At 69.4% G+C, this 16613-nt stretch carries 16 protein-coding genes and 1 pseudogene; 8 read left to right on the top strand and 9 right to left on the bottom strand.

Translation table 11 applies throughout. The features are described from left to right. Window positions 1-61: 61 nt before the first annotated feature. Both OHA77_RS03985 and OHA77_RS03980 read left to right on the top strand, forming a co-directional pair. Window positions 62-2509, top strand: a complete 2448-nt coding sequence (locus OHA77_RS03985) for a M14 family metallopeptidase (RefSeq protein ID WP_406316191.1) — start codon at window positions 62-64, stop codon at window positions 2507-2509. An 88-nt stretch (window positions 2510-2597) separates the two neighbouring features. Beyond that, the gene (locus OHA77_RS03980; RefSeq protein ID WP_406316189.1) at window positions 2598-3623 is read left to right on the top strand and encodes an NAD(P)H-dependent flavin oxidoreductase; all 1026 of its coding nucleotides are present in this window, start codon (window positions 2598-2600) and stop codon (window positions 3621-3623) included. Between the two features lie 42 nt (window positions 3624-3665). Here OHA77_RS03980 and OHA77_RS03975 read toward each other — a convergent pair whose 3' ends face one another. Next, window positions 3666-4067, bottom strand: coding sequence for a MerR family transcriptional regulator (locus OHA77_RS03975; RefSeq protein ID WP_406316188.1), 402 nt, complete (start codon window positions 4065-4067; stop codon window positions 3666-3668). An 87-nt stretch (window positions 4068-4154) separates the two neighbouring features. Between OHA77_RS03975 and OHA77_RS03970 the strand changes: the two genes are divergently transcribed. Next, entirely contained in the window at window positions 4155-4832 is a 678-nt protein-coding gene (locus OHA77_RS03970; protein WP_406316186.1) for an SDR family NAD(P)-dependent oxidoreductase, read from the top strand. Continuing rightward, window positions 4829-5200: a nuclear transport factor 2 family protein gene (locus tag OHA77_RS03965; protein ID WP_406316185.1), complete on the top strand. Its 372-nt coding sequence runs from the start codon at window positions 4829-4831 to the stop codon at window positions 5198-5200. Before OHA77_RS03970 ends, OHA77_RS03965 begins: the two co-directional genes overlap by 4 nt. A 142-nt stretch (window positions 5201-5342) precedes the next feature. On the opposite strand, the gene OHA77_RS03960 is transcribed toward OHA77_RS03965, so the two are convergent. The 3 genes from OHA77_RS03960 to OHA77_RS03950 all read right to left on the bottom strand — a co-directional run bounded on the left by OHA77_RS03960 (window position 5343) and on the right by OHA77_RS03950 (window position 7469). Then, window positions 5343-5480: a hypothetical protein gene (locus OHA77_RS03960; RefSeq protein ID WP_406316183.1), complete on the bottom strand. Its 138-nt coding sequence runs from the start codon at window positions 5478-5480 to the stop codon at window positions 5343-5345. Window positions 5481-5673: 193 nt separating this feature from the next. After that, window positions 5674-6894 (bottom strand): Dyp-type peroxidase, encoded by a 1221-nt coding sequence (locus OHA77_RS03955; protein WP_406316181.1) that lies wholly within the window; start codon window positions 6892-6894, stop codon window positions 5674-5676. 17 nt (window positions 6895-6911) lie between these two features. Beyond that, entirely contained in the window at window positions 6912-7469 is a 558-nt protein-coding gene (locus tag OHA77_RS03950; RefSeq protein WP_406316180.1) for a copper chaperone PCu(A)C, read from the bottom strand. A 445-nt stretch (window positions 7470-7914) separates the two neighbouring features. On the opposite strand from OHA77_RS03950, the gene OHA77_RS03945 reads away from it, so the two are divergent. Beyond that, window positions 7915-8493: a ClpP family protease gene (locus tag OHA77_RS03945; protein WP_406316178.1), complete on the top strand. Its 579-nt coding sequence runs from the start codon at window positions 7915-7917 to the stop codon at window positions 8491-8493. 463 nt (window positions 8494-8956) lie between these two features. On the opposite strand, the gene OHA77_RS03940 is transcribed toward OHA77_RS03945, so the two are convergent. Next, window positions 8957-9592, bottom strand: a complete 636-nt coding sequence (locus OHA77_RS03940; RefSeq protein ID WP_406316177.1) for a flavin reductase family protein — start codon at window positions 9590-9592, stop codon at window positions 8957-8959. A gap of 273 nt (window positions 9593-9865) precedes the next feature. Further along, window positions 9866-10594, bottom strand: a complete 729-nt coding sequence (locus tag OHA77_RS03935) for a DUF2470 domain-containing protein (RefSeq protein ID WP_406316176.1) — start codon at window positions 10592-10594, stop codon at window positions 9866-9868. Window positions 10595-10681: 87 nt separating this feature from the next. On the opposite strand from OHA77_RS03935, the gene rpsD reads away from it, so the two are divergent. Then, the gene (gene rpsD / locus OHA77_RS03930; RefSeq protein WP_326822016.1) at window positions 10682-11296 is read left to right on the top strand and encodes a 30S ribosomal protein S4; all 615 of its coding nucleotides are present in this window, start codon (window positions 10682-10684) and stop codon (window positions 11294-11296) included. A 186-nt stretch (window positions 11297-11482) separates the two neighbouring features. Here rpsD and OHA77_RS03925 read toward each other — a convergent pair. Both OHA77_RS03925 and OHA77_RS03920 read right to left on the bottom strand, forming a co-directional pair. Continuing rightward, window positions 11483-12034 (bottom strand): annotated as a pseudogene (locus tag OHA77_RS03925) (ion transporter); the annotation flags it as partial. 294 nt (window positions 12035-12328) lie between these two features. Then, window positions 12329-13021, bottom strand: coding sequence for a TetR family transcriptional regulator (locus tag OHA77_RS03920; protein WP_406316175.1), 693 nt, complete (start codon window positions 13019-13021; stop codon window positions 12329-12331). A 76-nt stretch (window positions 13022-13097) separates the two neighbouring features. Here OHA77_RS03920 and OHA77_RS03915 point away from each other — a divergent pair, with 76 nt between their 5' ends. Beyond that, window positions 13098-13835, top strand: coding sequence for an ABC transporter ATP-binding protein (locus tag OHA77_RS03915; protein ID WP_406316174.1), 738 nt, complete (start codon window positions 13098-13100; stop codon window positions 13833-13835). Further along, the gene (locus OHA77_RS03910) at window positions 13832-14557 is read left to right on the top strand and encodes an ABC transporter permease (protein WP_406316173.1); all 726 of its coding nucleotides are present in this window, start codon (window positions 13832-13834) and stop codon (window positions 14555-14557) included. The genes OHA77_RS03915 and OHA77_RS03910 overlap by 4 nt, the downstream gene beginning before the upstream one ends. Window positions 14558-14668: 111 nt before the next feature. Here the strand turns inward: OHA77_RS03910 and OHA77_RS03905 are convergent, their stop codons facing one another. Continuing rightward, window positions 14669-15973, bottom strand: a complete 1305-nt coding sequence (locus tag OHA77_RS03905; RefSeq protein ID WP_406311517.1) for an ISAs1 family transposase — start codon at window positions 15971-15973, stop codon at window positions 14669-14671. Between the last annotated feature and the right edge of the window lie 640 nt (window positions 15974-16613).

Below are 16613 nucleotides of genomic sequence, written 5' to 3'. Positions count from 1 at the left end.
TTGTGTGCTTTCGACCGGAATGCCCCCCGCTCCGGTCAGGCACGCCAACTGGAGGGATCTCTTGAGGGGTTCTCACAGCGGTAGAAGAGCCGGCCGGGTCGCGGCTGTACTCGTTCTTCCCATTGTTCTCGCACTCAGCGCACTCCCCGTTCTCGCCGAGCCGACTCCCACGCCGAGCGAGGTCGCACCCGACCGGCCGTCCGGCAGCACGCAGGACGGCGTCGCCCTGCTGCGCGTCGTCGTCCCCGACCAGGCCGGTATGGACCGCCTCAACTCCCTGGGCGTCGACCTCGCGGAGTACCGGAAGCCCGTCGCCGACGGCATCGAGCTGCACGCCGTACTCAGCCCCCGGGAGGCCCAGGAGCTGCGCGACCAGGGGTTCGACGTGCGCGGCGCCATCTCCGACCAGGCCGATCTTGCCGAGAACAAGGCCGACCGGCAGGCCGCGCTGTCCGCGGAGGCGGAGGCGGCCGACGAGGTCGACACGCTGACTCCGCTGCGCGCCGAATGGTTCGACGGCTCCGGCGGCCGGCGCTTCCTGTCGGTGGAGGTGAAGTCGAGCGCGACGGACGCGCAGACCGTGCTCACCGCCACCTGGGACAGCGGCCCCGGGACCGCCCCGGGCTCCGGGGGCACGGCGACGATGTCGCGGTTCACCGACGCCGGCCAGTACATGTACCACCGGTTCAACTCGCCGCTGTCCGTCGCGGCGACCCCCGCCAAGGTCACGGTCACGAGCAGCCGCGGCGGCTCGGTCACGGTCCCGGTGACCAAGTGGCTGGGTGACAGGCGGAAAGACCCGGGCAGACACTACGTCGCCGACTTCGTCGACCACTACATGGACCCGACCGAGGTCACCGACCGGATCACCGCCCTGGCCGCGGAGTTCCCGAAGATCGCGCAGGTCGTCGACCTGCCGTACAAGACGAACGGTTACCGCCGAGCGGCGCAGGCGCAGTTCGGCACCGCTGCGGCGAGCACGCTGTACGTGACCTCCAAGGAGTACGGCTCGCAGGGCGGCAACGACGTCAGCGTGGCGCTGGTGAAACCGGACGCCGCCGCCAGCCCGCTCACCGTGCAGGTCACCGGCTCCGACGTCGTGGTCGGCCTGGCCACGGACGGGTCCGCCGCGATCAGCAGCACCGCCCGCGAGGTGGTGGACGCGCTCGGCGCCGACGCCGCGGCGTCCGCGCTGCTGACCGCCGCCACCTACCGCGGCGACGCCGGTACCGGCCTGGTCGCCGCGGCCCCGGCGACCAGACTGACCGACGGCCTCAAGGCGCCGGCGACCGTCTCACGCGCCCCGTTCCAGATGAAAGTGCTGCGCATCGGCAAGAAGCGCGACGGCTCCAAGACCGGTGTGTTCCTCTACTGCCAGGAGCACGCCCGCGAGTGGGTCACCCCGCTGGTCTGCGTGGAGACCGCCGAGCGGCTGCTGCGCAACTACGCCCATGACGGGCAGACCAGGAAGCTGGTCGACGACCTCGACATCTTCATCATGCCGACGGTCAACCCCGACGGCGGGCACTACAGCATGTACGACTACAACATGCAGCGCAAGAACATGACCAACCACTGCGCGGCTACCGCGGCGGACCCGGGATCACGCAACTCCTGGGGCGTGGACCTGAACCGCAACTTCTCCGTGGGCTCCCGCCTCGACGGATACGACGGCGCCTCGGCGAGCTGCACCAGCGGCACGTTCTCCGGCCCGGCCGAGCTGTCCGAACCGGAGGCGCGCAACGAGGTCTGGCTCACCGAGAAGTACCCGAACATCAGGTTCGCGATGAACACGCACTCCTACGGCGGCTACTTCATGTGGCCCCCGGGCGCGTACAAGGCCGCCGGACGCGAGCTGCTGCCGCGGGTCGACTTCGGTACGGAGAACTTCTTCTGGGACGCCTCCGGTCACATCCTCTCCGCGGTGCAGTCGTGGCGCGGTACGGCGATCTGGCCGGGACGCACCGGGCCGGTTCCGGACGTGCTGTACTCAGCGGCCGGAAACAGCGCCGACGAGCACTGGTACAACCGCGGCATCATGGGCTGGGACTTCGAGGTCGGCGCGGACCTCTACGACCCGGCGACCAAGCAGTTCCAGCCCGTCGGCTTCCAGCCGCCGTTCGCCGAAGGGCACGAGGAGGCGATGGAGTTCGCCGCCGGTCAGATCGGCATCCTCGAAACGGCGCGGGCCTTCGCCGGGGACAAGAAGGACCCCGACTCGAAGCTGAAGGTGACCGGTAGAGCCGAGGGTTCGACCACGTTCACCTTCGCGATCGACGAGCCGGCGAACGTCTACTACACGCTGGACGGCAGCCGCCCGACGTTGAGCTCGGCGAAGCTCACCTCGTCGGGAATGCGGGAGGGGACACAGCAGATCACGCTGGACAGGACCACCGAGGTGCACTGGTTCGCGGTCGACATCGCGGGCAACGTGGAGAGGAACTACCGGCCGGACGGCAACGGCGGCAACTACCGGAAGGAAAGAGTCGAGGTCCGAAAGGCCCGGTGACCCGCCGGATACCAGCAGGTGGCCGCCGGTCCGCAGGTCGGCGGCCACCTGCGGCCGGCGCCCGGCAAACCGGCAATATGGAGTGCGAGTGACCACCAGGCCGGCAGGCACGCTCGGCACCGTGAAAGACGCGGACGCGTGGTTGACGGAGAAAGAGGCGACGATGCGCACCTGGCTTACTGACCGGTTCGGCCTTGACGTGCCCGTGGTGGGCGCACCGATGGCGGGGGTGGGCGCAGGTCACCTGGCTGCGGCTGTTTCGCGGGCGGGAGGACTCGGCATGGTCGGCGTTCCCGCTGCGGCGTCGGCCCAGTGGGTCACGGAACAGGCGGTGGTCGCGGGGGCGGCCGGCCGGCCGTACGGGATCGGGCTCATGGCCTGGGCACTGCGCGACAATGCCGCCCAGTTCGAGGCGGCCCTGGCCGCCCGGCCCGATCTGGTGTCGGTGAGTTATGGGCCCTACGCGGGATACGTCGAGTCTCTGCGGCAGGCGGGCAGCACCGTGGTCACCCAGGTGGGCACGACGGACGAGGCGCGCGCCGCCGAGCAGGCCGGGGTGGACGTCGTGGTGGCGCGTGGCTCCGAAGCCGGCGGCCACGGGCGCAACGATGTGGCGACGCTGCCTCTTCTGCAGAGCGTTCTGGAGGCGGTGCAGATCCCGGTGCTCGCAGCGGGGGGCATCGCGACCGCTCGCGGGCTGGCCGCCGTACTCGCCGCAGGGGCGGCCGGCGCCTGGGTCGGTACGGCCTTCATGGGCTGCGTCGAGACGACGATCTCCTCGGAGGCCAGGCGGCGTCTTCTGGCGGCGGGGGAGACCGACACGTCCTATGGGCGGGTTTTCGACGTCGCCCAGCGGCTTGCCTGGCCGCCGGAGTACGGCGGACGCGCTCTGCGCAACACGTTCTTCGACCGGTGGGTGGGCCGGGAGGAGGAGCTGGCGTCGGATGACGATGCGTACGCCATGCTCGACGCCGCCCGCCGCGAGGGCGATTTCGACACCGCCTGCATCTATACCGGCCAGGCCGTAGGGATGGTGCGGCAGCAACGGACGGCCGCCGACGTGGTCGCCGATTTCGCCGATGCGAAGAGGCTGCTGAGCCGCTTCACGGTGTGATCAGGGCGCCTCGGACGGCGTCGACCGGCCGATGTCAGGATGTCAGGCCGTCTCCGTGTCGCCGGGGCCGCCCGGCAGCTGCGCGGACGGTCGTAGGGCGGTGGCGAGCATGGTGTCGAGCGCCTGCTGGGACGTCTGGAGCTGGGTGATCGCCTCGGAGATGCGGTCGCTTTCCTGCCGCAGGTTGGCGATCATGGTCGGGCAGGTAGACGGCATGATCTGCCCGTCCTCGTCGTGGACGCAGTGCAGGAGCCGGGAGATGACCATGGTGGGGAGCCCGGCGGCGAGCAGGGCGCGGATGTGGCGCACCGCCGCGACGTCGGATTCGGCGTACTCCCGGTAGCCGTTGGCCAGCCGTACCGGCCTCAGCAGGCCCTGCTCCTCGTAGTAGCGCAGCAGCCGCCGGTTCACCCCCGTCTCCTGAGCCAGGTCGCCGATCCGCATGTGGTCCCCTCCGAGGTTGACCTTCGCATCAATGTGATGCCTTAGCGTTCCCATTGTTGCCGATCACGAAGAGTGAGGGAGTCTGAGATGTCTGGAGCGGTGGTCATCGGGGCAGGGCCGGGGATCGGTCAGGCGGTCGCCCGGCGGTTCGCGCGAGAGGGGCTGCCGATCGCGCTCATCGCACGGAGCGACGAGACGCTGGCGGCGGCGGCCGAGGCCGTTGCCCCCACCGGTGTGCCGGTCGTCACCGCGGCGGCCGACAGCACCAACGAGAACGCGTTGCGCGAGGCCCTCGACAGGGCGGCCGGCGAACTCGGTCCGCCGGACGTCGTGGTGTACAACGCCGCGGTCATCCAGGCCGACACGCCGGGCGAGCTGTCGGTCCGCGCGCACCTGGACGCCTGGGCGGTCAACGTGGTCGGCGCGCTCACCGCCGCCGCCCACGTCGCGCCCGGGATGGCGCAGCGCGGCGGCGGATCGTTCATCGTCACTGGAGGCATGCCCGAGCCGAAGCCGCAGTATGTGAGCCTTTCACTCGGCAAGGCCGGAGTGCGGACCCTGGTGACGCTGCTCGACCAGACCTACGGTTCCTCCGGCGTCCACGTGGCGAGCGTCACGGTGTGCGGTCCCGTCGCCCCGGGCACCGCGTTCGACCCGGACGACATCGCCGAACACTACTGGCGGTTGCACACCCAGCCGCGAGACCGGTGGGAGGGCGAGGCCCTGCACACCGGGCTGACCGTCCACGACGGGGAGCGGAGTTGAGCGGCACCCCGGGCGCCGATGTCGTCGCCGAACTGCTGGGCACCTGGCGGCGGGCCTTCGACGGGCACCGGGTGGCCGACATCGTCTCTCTGTTCGGCGAGGACGCGCTCTTCCAGGGCATCGGCCCGGACCTGCGTACGGGCCCCGAGGAGATCGCCGAATACTACGCCGTCGTCCCCGAGGGGACGACGGCGGAGGTCGAGGTGCTCGGTGGCATCCGGTTGGGTGAGGGGACCGTGGGCGGCTTCGCGGACGTGACCTTCACCGCTCGCACCGGCGAGACCCACCCGGTGCGGCTCTCCATCGTCGCTGAGCGTGCCGGGGACGGCTGGCTGATCCGTCAGTATCACGCGGCGACGCGCCGATGACGCGGATCGGCGCGTTCTCAGCCGGCTGAGCCGGGAGCCACATCTCAGCGGAGGGGACAGGCGCGGAGCCGGGAGCCACCTTCAGCGGGGCGGCACCGGCCCCGCGAGGTGCCGCAGCCGGCACCGGAATTATCAGGGCAGGTCAGGACGGCTCGACCGGCGGGTCTCCGGCCGGTGTCCCTTCTTCCAAGAGGAGCGCGCCCTGCCGGTCACGCAGTGCGCGGGCTATCGCCAGGCGCTTCCTTCGCTTCACGGCGGCGATCCGCTCGGTTGCGATCATCGTGCGTCCGTCGCTGTCCGGTGTGCCGGATCAAGGCAGGCCGGATGTCCGGTCAGATGTTCGCCCATGTCTTATCCCCCGACAAACTATGGACTGTTCAGTCCATAGTTTGCGGTGGCAACAGTGGACTGTCAAGCCCAGTGTAAGTGACGTTCCCCACTGCTATACGGCTCTCACCTGCGAAAACAGGAGATCAGGAGAGCAGGGTCTCGCCGATCCAGCCGTCCGCCGAGCAGCCCGGGGGGATGGCGAACACGGCCGAGCCGATGGGCGTCGTCCACTCGTTGAGCAGGTCGGCCTCGGCCAGTTTCCGCTGGACGGGGAGGAACTGCCGGGCGACGTCGGCCTGGTAGGAGGCGAACAGCAGCCCGGAGTCGGCGTGCCCCTCGGGGGTGAGTCCCTCGTCGTAGTTGTAGACCCGGCGCAGGATCCGCATCCCCGGATCCCGCACATGGGCGCGGCGGATGTGGGCGTACTCGGAGATGACCGGGAACCCGGTCGCGTCGAGCATGGCGAGGTCGGGCTCGTCGTGCTCGACGCGCCCGGTCAGCGGGGCGCCGGTGTCCAGCCGGCGGCCGACGGTGAACTCCTTGGCCACCCGGTCGGCGGCGTCCCACTTCTCCATCTTCATGCTGATGCGCCGGAGCACCAGGGTGGTGCCGCCGTGCAGCCACGGCGGGCCGTCGTCGATCCAGACGGCCCGGTCGAAGTCCGCCGACCCCGGCTGGGGGTTGACGGTCCCGTCGAGCTGGCCCATGAGGTTGCGCTGGGTGGTGGCCGGGGCCTGGGCGTGCGGGCTGCGCCGGAACCCGCGCTGAGCCCAGCGCACCCGGGCGAAGGAGCGGGCGTCCTTGACGGTCATACGCAGGGCATGGGCGACGGTGACGGGGTCGTCGGCGCAGATCTGCAGCAGCAGGTCGGCGCCGGTCCACCGCTTCTCCAGCCGGTCGATCACGAAGCCGGGTAACGGCGCCACCGACGCGGGCCGCCGCTCCGCCACCCCGGCCGCGGCGAACAGGCCGGGACCGAAGCCGAAGGTGACGGTCAGCCGGGCCGGGAGCGCGGCCAGCTCCGGTTCGGTGTCGGCCAGGGCGGGCCGGCCCTGGGTCAGACGGCGGGCGTCGTCGGTGAGCAGGCGCATCAGCCGGACGACGGCCTCGCGGCCGGTGTCCGGCAGCAGGTCCAGGCCGACGAAGACGACGTGGGCCTGCGGGACCGTGGCGACCCCGGCCTGGTGGGCGCCGTGGAAGGGCTCGGTGGCCGCGCCGCCTGCCGGGAGGGCCACCTGCGCGGTCCCGGAGGCGGCACGGCCGGTGGAGAGGGTCTGCTCGGGGGTGCACGCGGCGAGGGCGCCGGCCGCCGCGGCGGCGCCCCCCGCGAGCAGACCCCTGCGAGTGATTCGGGGGTCTCGCATGGTTGTCAGTCCCTGGGTCAGCCGTGCTTCCTGCCCGCGTCTGTGCCGGGCCGGTAGTCCTCCTTGCCGCCGGCGAAGTCCTTGCCGACGGCGGTGAACTTCAGGGTCTCGCCGTCCTTGAGGGTCAGGGTGAACGGGATCTGCGCACCCGGCTTCACCTCTTCGGTGACCTTCATCAGCATGATGTGGTCACCGCCCGGCTGGAGCGGGTGGGTGCCCCGCGCGGGGATCACGAAGCCGCCCTCCTTGAGCCGCATGACCGACTTGCCCTTGGCGTCGACCACCTCGTGCAGCTCGATCTTCGGCGACAGCGGTGAGGCGCCGGAGACGACGGTCACGTCGGCGTCGGTGTTGTTGACCAGGGTGCCGAAGGCGGCGCTCATCCCCTTCTTGGTGGTCTTCACCCACGGATCGGTGATCATGAGAGGGGCGGCGCTGTTGGACGTGCTCGCCACGGCGGGCGCCTTCGTGGCGGGTACGGCCTCCTGAGTGGGGGACTGGGCGCCGCAGGCGCTCACCGAGGTGACGGCGAGGGCGGCCAGAAGTCCGGCGGAGAGAACGCGATTGACGATCATGGAAAAGCCTTTCACGGTGTACGGCGCCGCGGCTGGAGCTGTGCTCGACATGCCACGGGAAGGCACCGAGGAGTCGGGTGGACACCGGGCGCGATCGCGGGCATGGTCACGGGCATGATGTGGCCATCATCACACACGGTGACGACATCCTTCGTACGGTGACCGGAGCCTCTCCCGGGGCGGAGGCGCCAGAGAGGACGGGCGAACCGGGCGAGGACCTCCCGAAGGGGGTGGGAGCCGTGAACCCTGCCCGGGGCGGGTGAGCCGGGACAGGACGTGCGCCGAAACCGGGATGGTTGAGCCGGTACCGATGAAACGAATTCACCAGGCTGCGCTCTCAGCGAAAAGCGCTCACAGCGAACGGGATGAAAACACGGGGGCGGGTGGCGTTATCGTCACAAGGATTCATCATTCACAAATTCTGGATTCGGGGCAGGTGAAAGAGATGACCAGTCCACAGCCCGTGCTCGAGGACCAGCTGTACCAGCGGTTGCTCCGCAAGCGGATCGTCGTGCTCGGCAGCGAGGTGAACGACGAGGTGGCCAACCGGATCTGCGGCGAGCTGCTGCTGCTCTCGGCCGACGACGACCGCAGTGACATCTGGCTCTACATCAACTCGCCCGGTGGCTCGGTGTCGGCGGGCATGGCCATCTACGACATGATGCAGTACGTCCCCAACGACGTCGCCACCGTGGGCATGGGCATCGCGGGCTCGATGGGGCAGTTCCTGCTCTGCTCGGGCGCACCCGGCAAGCGGTACGCGCTGCCGCACGCCCGGGTCATCATGCACCAGCCGTCCGGCGGCCTCGGCGGGACGGCGACCGACATCGCCATCCAGGCCGAGCAGATGCTCTACACCAAGCAGATGATGCGCGAGCGGATCTCCTTCCACACCGGTCAGCCGCTGGAGCAGATCGAGGCCGACTGGGACCGCGACCGGTGGTTCACCGCCTCCGAGGCCAAGGACTACGGGTTCGTCGACGAGGTCATCCGCAATACCCGTGAGGTGGGCGCGGAGAATTAGTCATCCGCTCTCGGAGTGATTTTCTCTCCTAATTCCGGCGTACGCCGAGAATGGCGGCGAGTTTTTCTCCGGAATCGTATGGGGGTTCGCCGCGCAGCCGGCGGTAGGCCCTGGCGAGGGCGTGGCGGGCCGTCTCCTCCGGGAACGGCACGTCACGCCGGGCGCTGCCGGCGTCCCGTCCCGCGCCGAAGGCCTTCCGGGCGTCCCGCGTTGAAGGCCTCTCGGGCGACCTGCGCGACCTCGGCCGGCTGTGCCGCCTGCGCGGTCACCTGGCTCGGGCCGACGACGTCATCGTGGCCGGGGACCACGCGCTCCGGCGCCGGCCGTACGAGCGCCTCCAGGGTGGACGGCCATGCGGCGTCGCGAGAAGCCCCCCTTTACGAGGGGGAGTAGCAAGAAGCCCCCGTTTACGAAGGGGAGGAGTCACTCCAGCTATCCGAGCCCTCCGCGCCGCCTTGGGTGATCATGCCGTGCGCTGGAGTTCGTGCGGCATGTTCCAGCCCTCGGCGAGCCTGGAGGGGTGGATGTTGTCCGCGCCGCCGAAGAACTCGCAGAACTTCATGATGAGTGGATCCCATTTGAGCGGGTCGATGTAGTGCGTCCCCGGGATGATCAGTTCTTCCTCGACGTGGACGCGCACGATCTCCACCTGGAAGGCGGTGGCGTTCAGCGCGGGAGCGCCGAACGGGTGCGCCGCGGTGACCCGGCACTCCAGCTGGATGGGGCATTCGGCCACGCGTGGCGCCCCGACCAGGTCCGCGGGCTGCTGGGTCAGCCGTGCGGCCGAGAATTTGTCCGGCTCATACCGATAACCCTGCTCGACCCTGCGCGGCGACACCGCCGGCGCTCCGGTGAGCAGCGCGAGCCGGTCGACGGCGTCGACCATCGAGGAAGACGGCAGGTTGAGCACGCATTCGCGTTCGCGGAGCAGGTTCGCCGTCGTCCGGGCACTGTTTCCCATGCCCAGCATGGCGCACTGACCCAACCACCAGGCGGACGACATGGGTGCGAGATTGGCGGTGCCGTCCTCGTTGCGGGAGCCGATCAGCACCACGGGTGTTCCGAAGTACATCACTTTCAGCTCAGGGGTCTTGTGCACTGATAAGTCCTTCTGCGTCGAATTCCGGCGGCCTCAAGCCGAGTTCGACTCTGGCGGACCGGCTCGCGACGCGCTGGCGAGGATCGGACGTCGCATTCCGGCGACCGGCTCGCCGTATCCGTTTCCGGCTCGATCCGGCTCGGCGGCACCGCCACCGGCGCGGGCTCCGGCCGTGGCCGGGCACGTCACCGGAGCGCCGCCCGTTGGCCGGGCCGTCCGCCGTCGCGCGTGCGCGCGTCCCTCGCACTCACCGGGCGAGGGCCGAAGCCTCCGTCAGCGGTGGCAGAGCAGGCAGCGCAGTGCCTCCTCCAGGGACCGGGCGTCGGTCATGGGGGTGGGCCAGGGCAGACGGACCAGGGTCGGATCCTTGATGCCGGAGCGGATGGTCGCGCCGAAACGGTCGAGCTCCCAGAGCCAGATCTCGGAGACGGGATCGGTCAGCAGCGAGCGCAGCGTGCTCTCCAGCTGGCCCCGGTGGGCGGCGTTGACATGGCGGAGCATCCGCTCGGCGTCGTCCATCAGCGGATCGGGGTCGGCGCCGAGATACTCCTCGGCGTCCAGGACGCCCGACTCGGGGCCGGTGAGATAGATCACCTGACCGACGTCGACGCGGAGCAACCGGGGGCCGTCGGCGCTCTCCACGGCTTCGAACAACGCCTCGTCCGGGCAGTGCTCGGCGATCGCCACCGCGGTCTCCCGCGCCTCGTCGGCCGGTACGGCCTGCACCCAGCCCTGCACCTTGAGCAGGCCGCGGGAGAGCTTCAGCCCGCCCAGGGAACGGTCCGCGGACAGGTCGACGGTGACCACGGGCTCGTCGCGCACCCCGTAAAGCGGATCTCCCGGCGCGACCAGCAACACCGGCCGCCCGGCGCCGTCCACGCCACCCCTGGCGGACATCGCGGGCCGGGCCGAGCCGGAGAGGGACACATGGGTGGGAGTGGCGGTCGCGGCCAGCGTGCGGACACGCTCAGGGATCGGCGGAGCGGTGACGGGCTGCTGCATGAACCGGCTCTCCTTGAGGTCGGAGGACACTTGCAATTAAGGTTAGGCTTGCCTCACTAAGGTAAACCTAATCACAGAGGAGCAAGTGTGCGCTACACCGGTCCCAAGGTGCGTCTGTCCCGCCGGGCGGGCGTCCCGCTGACCCGTAAGGCCGTCCGCTACTTCGAGGAGCGTCCGTATCCGCCGGGCGAGCACGGGCGCAAGACCAACCGGCGCCAGACCGGTGACTACGGCCTGCGGTTGATGGAGAAGCAGAAGCTGCGCTGGTACTACGACGTCTCCGAGCGGCAGATGCGCCGCTACTGGGACATGGCACTCCGCGGCACCGGGCGTTCCGGAGCCGAACTGGTGGTGCTGCTGGAGAGCCGCCTCGCCTCGCTCGTCCTGCGTTCCGGTCTGGCCCCGTCCATCTACGCGGCCCGCCAGTACGTCACCCACGGCCACATCACCGTGGACGGCCGCAAGGTGGACATCCCCAGCTACCTGGTCAAGCCCGGCCAGGTCATCGCGGTGCGGCAGCGGTCACGCGCGATGCAGCCGTTCGTCGCCGCGGCCGAGGGCGTCTACGCCGACGACCGGATCGCCCCCTACCTGGACGTCAACCACGCCGAGCTCCGCTTCACCGTGGTCGCCCGCCCGCTGCGCGAGCAGGTCGTGGTCCCCGTGGACGAGCAGCTCGTGGTGGAGTTCTACTCCCGCTGAGCCGCGCCGGTCGCCCGCCTCCGGCGCCGCGGGGGCCCGTGCCCGGAGCTCCCGCACCTCCGCCCGGAGGGCGGCCAGCTCCGCGAGCACGGTCACGCCGAGGTCCCGTGTCGCCTGGACCGATTCCTCGGCGTGCTCGTCCTCCATCGCGCTGACCACCACCGCGATGAACAGGTTCAGCACGACGAAGGTGCAAACCAGCATGAACAACACGAAGAACACCCACGCCGAGGGATGCTCGTCCATCACCTCGCGGGTGATGTCGGACCACGCGTCCCCGGTCATCATCTGGAAAAGGGTGAACAGCGAAGTGGGCAGGTCGCCGAAGTACTCCGGCGCGGTGGCGTGATAGAGCTTGGTGCCCATCACGGCCGCGACGTAGAGCACCAGGCCGAGCAGCAGGACGATCGACGTCATCCCCGGCACCGCGGTGAGCAGGGCGGTCACGACCCTGCGCAGGCTCGGCACCACGGAGATCAGCCGCAGGGCCCGCAGGATCCGCAGGGCCCGCAGCACCGACAGCCCTCCGGCCGTGGGCAGCAGGGAGACCGCGACGATCACGGTGTCGAAGAGGTTCCACGGGTCGCGGAAAAACCGCAGCCGGTAGGCGTAGAGCTTGGCGGCCAGCTCCGCCACGAAGACGTAGAGCGCCAGATGGTCGACGACGGTCAGCGCCGTGCCGTACCGTTCGACGGCGACGGCCGAGGTCTCCAGCCCCAGGGTGGCCGCGTTGGTCACGATGACCGCGATGATGAACCGCTGGAAACGCGGGGCCTCCAGGGCGGCGCGGACACGCTCGCGCGTCGGCACGGATGACTCTCCGGGGATCGTAGGACCGGGTGAACTGCCGTTGGATCATATCGTCCGAAGATCGTCTTTTCCGTACGGCGAGCACCGGCCTCATCGGTCCGGAGCGTGATCGCGGCCGACGGGAGGGCTCGTGTCCTCGTTGCGGTGGGCGGCCACCGGAGCCGGCCCGGTGAAAAACGGCGCCGGACCCGCGCCGGCCCTGCCCGGTCCGGGTCGTCCCGCTTACGGAATGGCTCTGGAGGTGTCGGCCCCGCCGGCCTGCGTGATGTCCTCCCAGCGGATGCAGTAGTCGCCGACCCCCGACTCCAGGAGGCGGAAGGCGAGGTCGGTCTGCCGGCGCAGGTCCGGGGCGATGGTTTCCGCGCTCTCGCCGGCGAGCATGCGCCGGGCGGCGTAGGACATCAGGGTGTGGAGCGTCGCGCAGATCTGCCCGGCGACGAGGCCGGGGGTGAGGTCGTCGGGGTCGGCCTCTGTCTCGTCCGTCAGCGCCTTGGCCAGGGCCTGTTCCCGTAGCTCGTTCATCTCCCGGAGCCGGGCGGTGAGCGCCGGGCTCGCGCTGATCATCCGGGTGAAGACGTCGCTGCCCTCATGGAGGCCGTACCGGTAGTGGCCGGTGTCCAGGGCGTCCAGGGCGTCCAGGAAGTCGCGGCGGACCGCCTCCGCCGCGCTCTCGCCGGGCCTGCGCGCCCGTACGACCCGGCCGAGCAGCTCCTGCACCTCGTCCTGCTGGTCGAAGAGCAGGTCCTCCTTCGCCGGGAAGTAGTTGAAGACCGTGTTGACCGAGACGTCGGCGGCCCTGGCGACCTCCGCCACCGTCACGTTGTCGAACCCCCGCATCATGAACAGTCCCGTCGCGATGTCGGAGATGCGCAACCGGGTCTCTCTCTTCTTGCGCTCGCGCAGGCCCTCACTCATGGATCCATTCTATGGCGCCGGACAAATTTTGCAGTGACTCCAAATTTGGTGTTACTTTAAGTCCGGGGGCGATCAAATGATCAAGACATCAGGTCTGACCAAGACCTTCCCGGGCGGCGTCGAGGCCGTCCGGGGCGTGGACCTGGCCGTGGAGACCGGGGAGATCGTGGGCTTCCTCGGGCCCAACGGAGCGGGGAAGACGACCACGATGCGCATGCTGACCACGCTGCTCCGCCCCTCCGGGGGGAGCGCCACGGTGGCCGGGCACGACCTGCTCGCCGATCCCCGGGGCGTACGGCGGCGCATCGGCTACGTCTCCCAGGGCGGGGGCATCAGCCCGGCGAACCCGGTGGGCGAGGAGCTCGAACTGCACGCCATGCTGTACGGCATGCGGCCCGGCGAGGCACGTGAGCGGGTCCGCGAGGTGCTCGCCCGCCTCGCCCTCACCGGTATGGAGACGCGGCCGGGCGGCGCGCTGTCGGGCGGTTGGCGACGCCGGTTCGACCTCGCGTTCGGCCTGGTCCACGGTCCGTCGCTGCTCTTCCTGGACGAGCCCACCACCGGGCTCGACCCGCAGAGCCGCGCCGACCTCTGGGATCACGTCAGGCGCCTGCGCGAGGAGGAGGGGCTCACGGTCTTCCTCACCACGCACTACCTCGACGAGGCGGACGCGCTGGCCGACCGCCTGTTCATCATCGACCACGGCGTGATCGTCGCCGAGGGCACCCCGGCCGAGCTCAAGGGCGGCACCGGCAGCCTCGACGACGTCTTCCTGTCCATCACCGGCCGTTCCCTGCGGGAGGAGACAGTATGATCCGCGACACCTGGCTGATCTTCCGGCACAACCTCCGGATCTCCCTGCGGCAGAAGGCCGGGATCGTCTTCGGCGTCCTGCAGCCCCTGCTCTACCTGGTGCTGTTCGGACCGCTGTTCGCCACCATCGGGACCTGGGAGACGCTGATCCCCGGCCTGCTGGTCCAGGTGGGCCTGCTCAGCGCGGGCATGGCCGGGTTCGGTGTCGTCTTCGACGCCAGGTCGGGCGTGCTGGAGCGGCTGCGGGTCACCCCGGCGTACCGGATGTCCCTGCTGCTCGGCCGGGTCCTGGGCAGCTCGGTCACCCTGCTGATCCAGTCGATCATGTTGATCGTGGTGGGCTACGCCTTCGGCATGCGCGCGGCGATCCCCGGTGTGCTGGCCGGGCTCGTCCTCATGGCGCTGCTGGGGGTGAGCCTGGCCGCCCTGTCGAACGCGCTGGCGCTCACCATGAACCCCGACCTGTTCCTGCCGATCATGAGCACCGGGATCGTCCCGCTGGTCCTGCTGTCGGGGGCGTTCCTGCCGATGTCGATGGCACCCGGCTGGCTCGACGCGCTGTCCCGGGCGACCCCGTTCCGCTACGTCCTCGAGGCCATCCGCGACCTGTTCAACGGGCGCTACACGACTCCGGCTGTGATGGCCGGAGTCGCGGTCACCCTGGTCCTATCCGTGGTCTGCGTGACGGCCGGCACCCGCGTCTTCAACCGCGAGAACGCCTGACCCACTCATTCCGGGGCGGTGCCCACCACACCGCCCCGCCCGGCGGGGAAAGCCCGATGCAACCCACCCTCGACGCAGGGCCCCGGCAAGTTTGTGATTTGGTCGGTGTGATCACTTCGGTCCGAGGTTGAACAGGTCAAGGACGCGCTGGTGGTCGTAGCCGTAATCGCGGCGGGCATGGGCGATATTGACATGGCCCGCTCGGCGTAGGGTGCCGGTGGCGAGGTTGCGGAAAGCAGCCAAGGCGCGGGGCAAGGTGGCGGTCCGCGCTTGGCAGGCGTCCTCGGCGAAGGTGACGTCGCGGACGTGATGGACGCCGTTTTCGATGGCCTTCCAGTGGCCGCGGACGTAGGCGGCGAGCTGGGCCGGTCCGGCCTGCCGCGGAGTCAGATCGGTGATGCCGTAGCAGACTTCCTTGCTGTGACGTATGCCGTCCAGGCCGCCTCGATGGCGCAGGATGCGAAAGACCTGAGCGGCATGGGGGAAATCGATGTCGCCGGCCGGGGCTGTGCGAAGGATGCGGTGCTCGGTGCGGCCGTGTCCGCGGTCGAACTCGCGGTGGGTGACGGTAATGAAGTTGGCGTCGGGGCCGGTCAGTGCGGTGATGGCGGCGGCGCGCAGAGTGGGCTGATTGGCTTTGACGATCATGACGTAGTGCGCGTGATGGTCGTCGATCAGCAGTCGTGCGGAGGCGCGCTGGGTGTGCAGGGCGTCGGCGGTGATGACAGCGCCGGTCAGTTCGGTGTCGGTGGCCTGACGCAGCAGCGCGTCCAGGGCGCTGATCTCGCTGCTTTTGGCGGGGATCTGGCGTTGTGCGTGGACGGTGGCGTCGAGGTGGGCGGCCAGGCTGATCAAGTGAACGCGGCCGCCGCCGGGGTGGTGGGCACCTTTGAGGCGCTTGCCGTCGACGGCGTAGGCCGGCAATAGGCCCGGCGTCTGCGCGGGAGATCGGCGAGCGGCGCGGCGGGCTTCGCGCTCGGTGCGCCGGCTCACCGGTGCTGGGGCGCGCTCGTGCGGTTCGACGGTGGGCGGCTGGCCGAGGAAGGTTGCCAGGCAGGCGTCGAGTTCGTCACCGTCCAAGCCGGCCAGGACGCGGCGGATGGTGCGTTCGCTGGGCGGCTGGTGCAGGCCGGTGAATGGATCGCGCCAGATGTGCAGGTCGGCCAGGACCTGCTGGGGGGCGTTGTCGGCCCACTGTTCGATCGCGGTCAGGCAGTCGCCGCCCACCGCCACGGTGGCACATGCCACGATCGCCAGGATCGAGGCCAGCGAGTGGCGTCGCCCTCGCGCTGAGCGTGGGTCGGAAATCAGGGCGAACCGGTCGGTGAGCTTCAGCCGGGCGGAAGAATCGGTATCCGTTTGCCCAACTTGCTCGCAGCCGACAGCGTTGATCAGCGATGATGGCGCGACAGGCACGGTTTCCTCATTCGATCAGGCGGCTTTAGACACCTCTGATCTTCGGGAGCCGTGTCTTTCCGTCGTTGCGGGCTTGGTATTTCCTTACCCGCCCCTACTTACGCCGCTGGACGAATACGAACGAATCCGTTCAAAACATCAACTTGCCGGGGCCCTGACCCTCGACGTGCCCGAGTTCACCCCGGCCTCCGCTGACTGCTCGCGCTGGCGGCGCGGCCGTCGCCATCCCTAGCGGCGTCCCTATGACACGGTTTCGAGGTTGGACTGGAAACAGCCAGTGACGTGAAGAAAGGGAGGTCAACAGGTTTCATTTCGCTTTGTTCAACCCGTCACACCGCTCGATCGCGGAAGGTAGCCGACCCGTTTAGCAGGTATTGATCTATCTATATTCGATCTTCGTCCATGATCACCAAAATTGATGATCTATCTATCTTTACGTCAGCTCTACAAGTAACGTCCTGCATGCCGAATCCTTGTTCGAGTGGCCCGTGCGATCGCGCGGGCCACTCGCATGCATGCAGGAGACCTGAGTGACCTTGACAACAGGAAGAGGAGGGCATTCGCCTTCCCCTTCCATCAGCAGGCGGCGTAAACGCCGACTTGCGAACGCCACCGCCGCGACGCTGGCCGCGACGCTGGT

Origin of the sequence: Streptosporangium sp. NBC_01639 (genome assembly GCF_045209755.1) — a bacterium.
GTDB lineage: Bacteria > Actinomycetota > Actinomycetes > Streptosporangiales > Streptosporangiaceae > Streptosporangium.
This window is presented reverse-complemented; position numbering and strand designations above follow the sequence as displayed.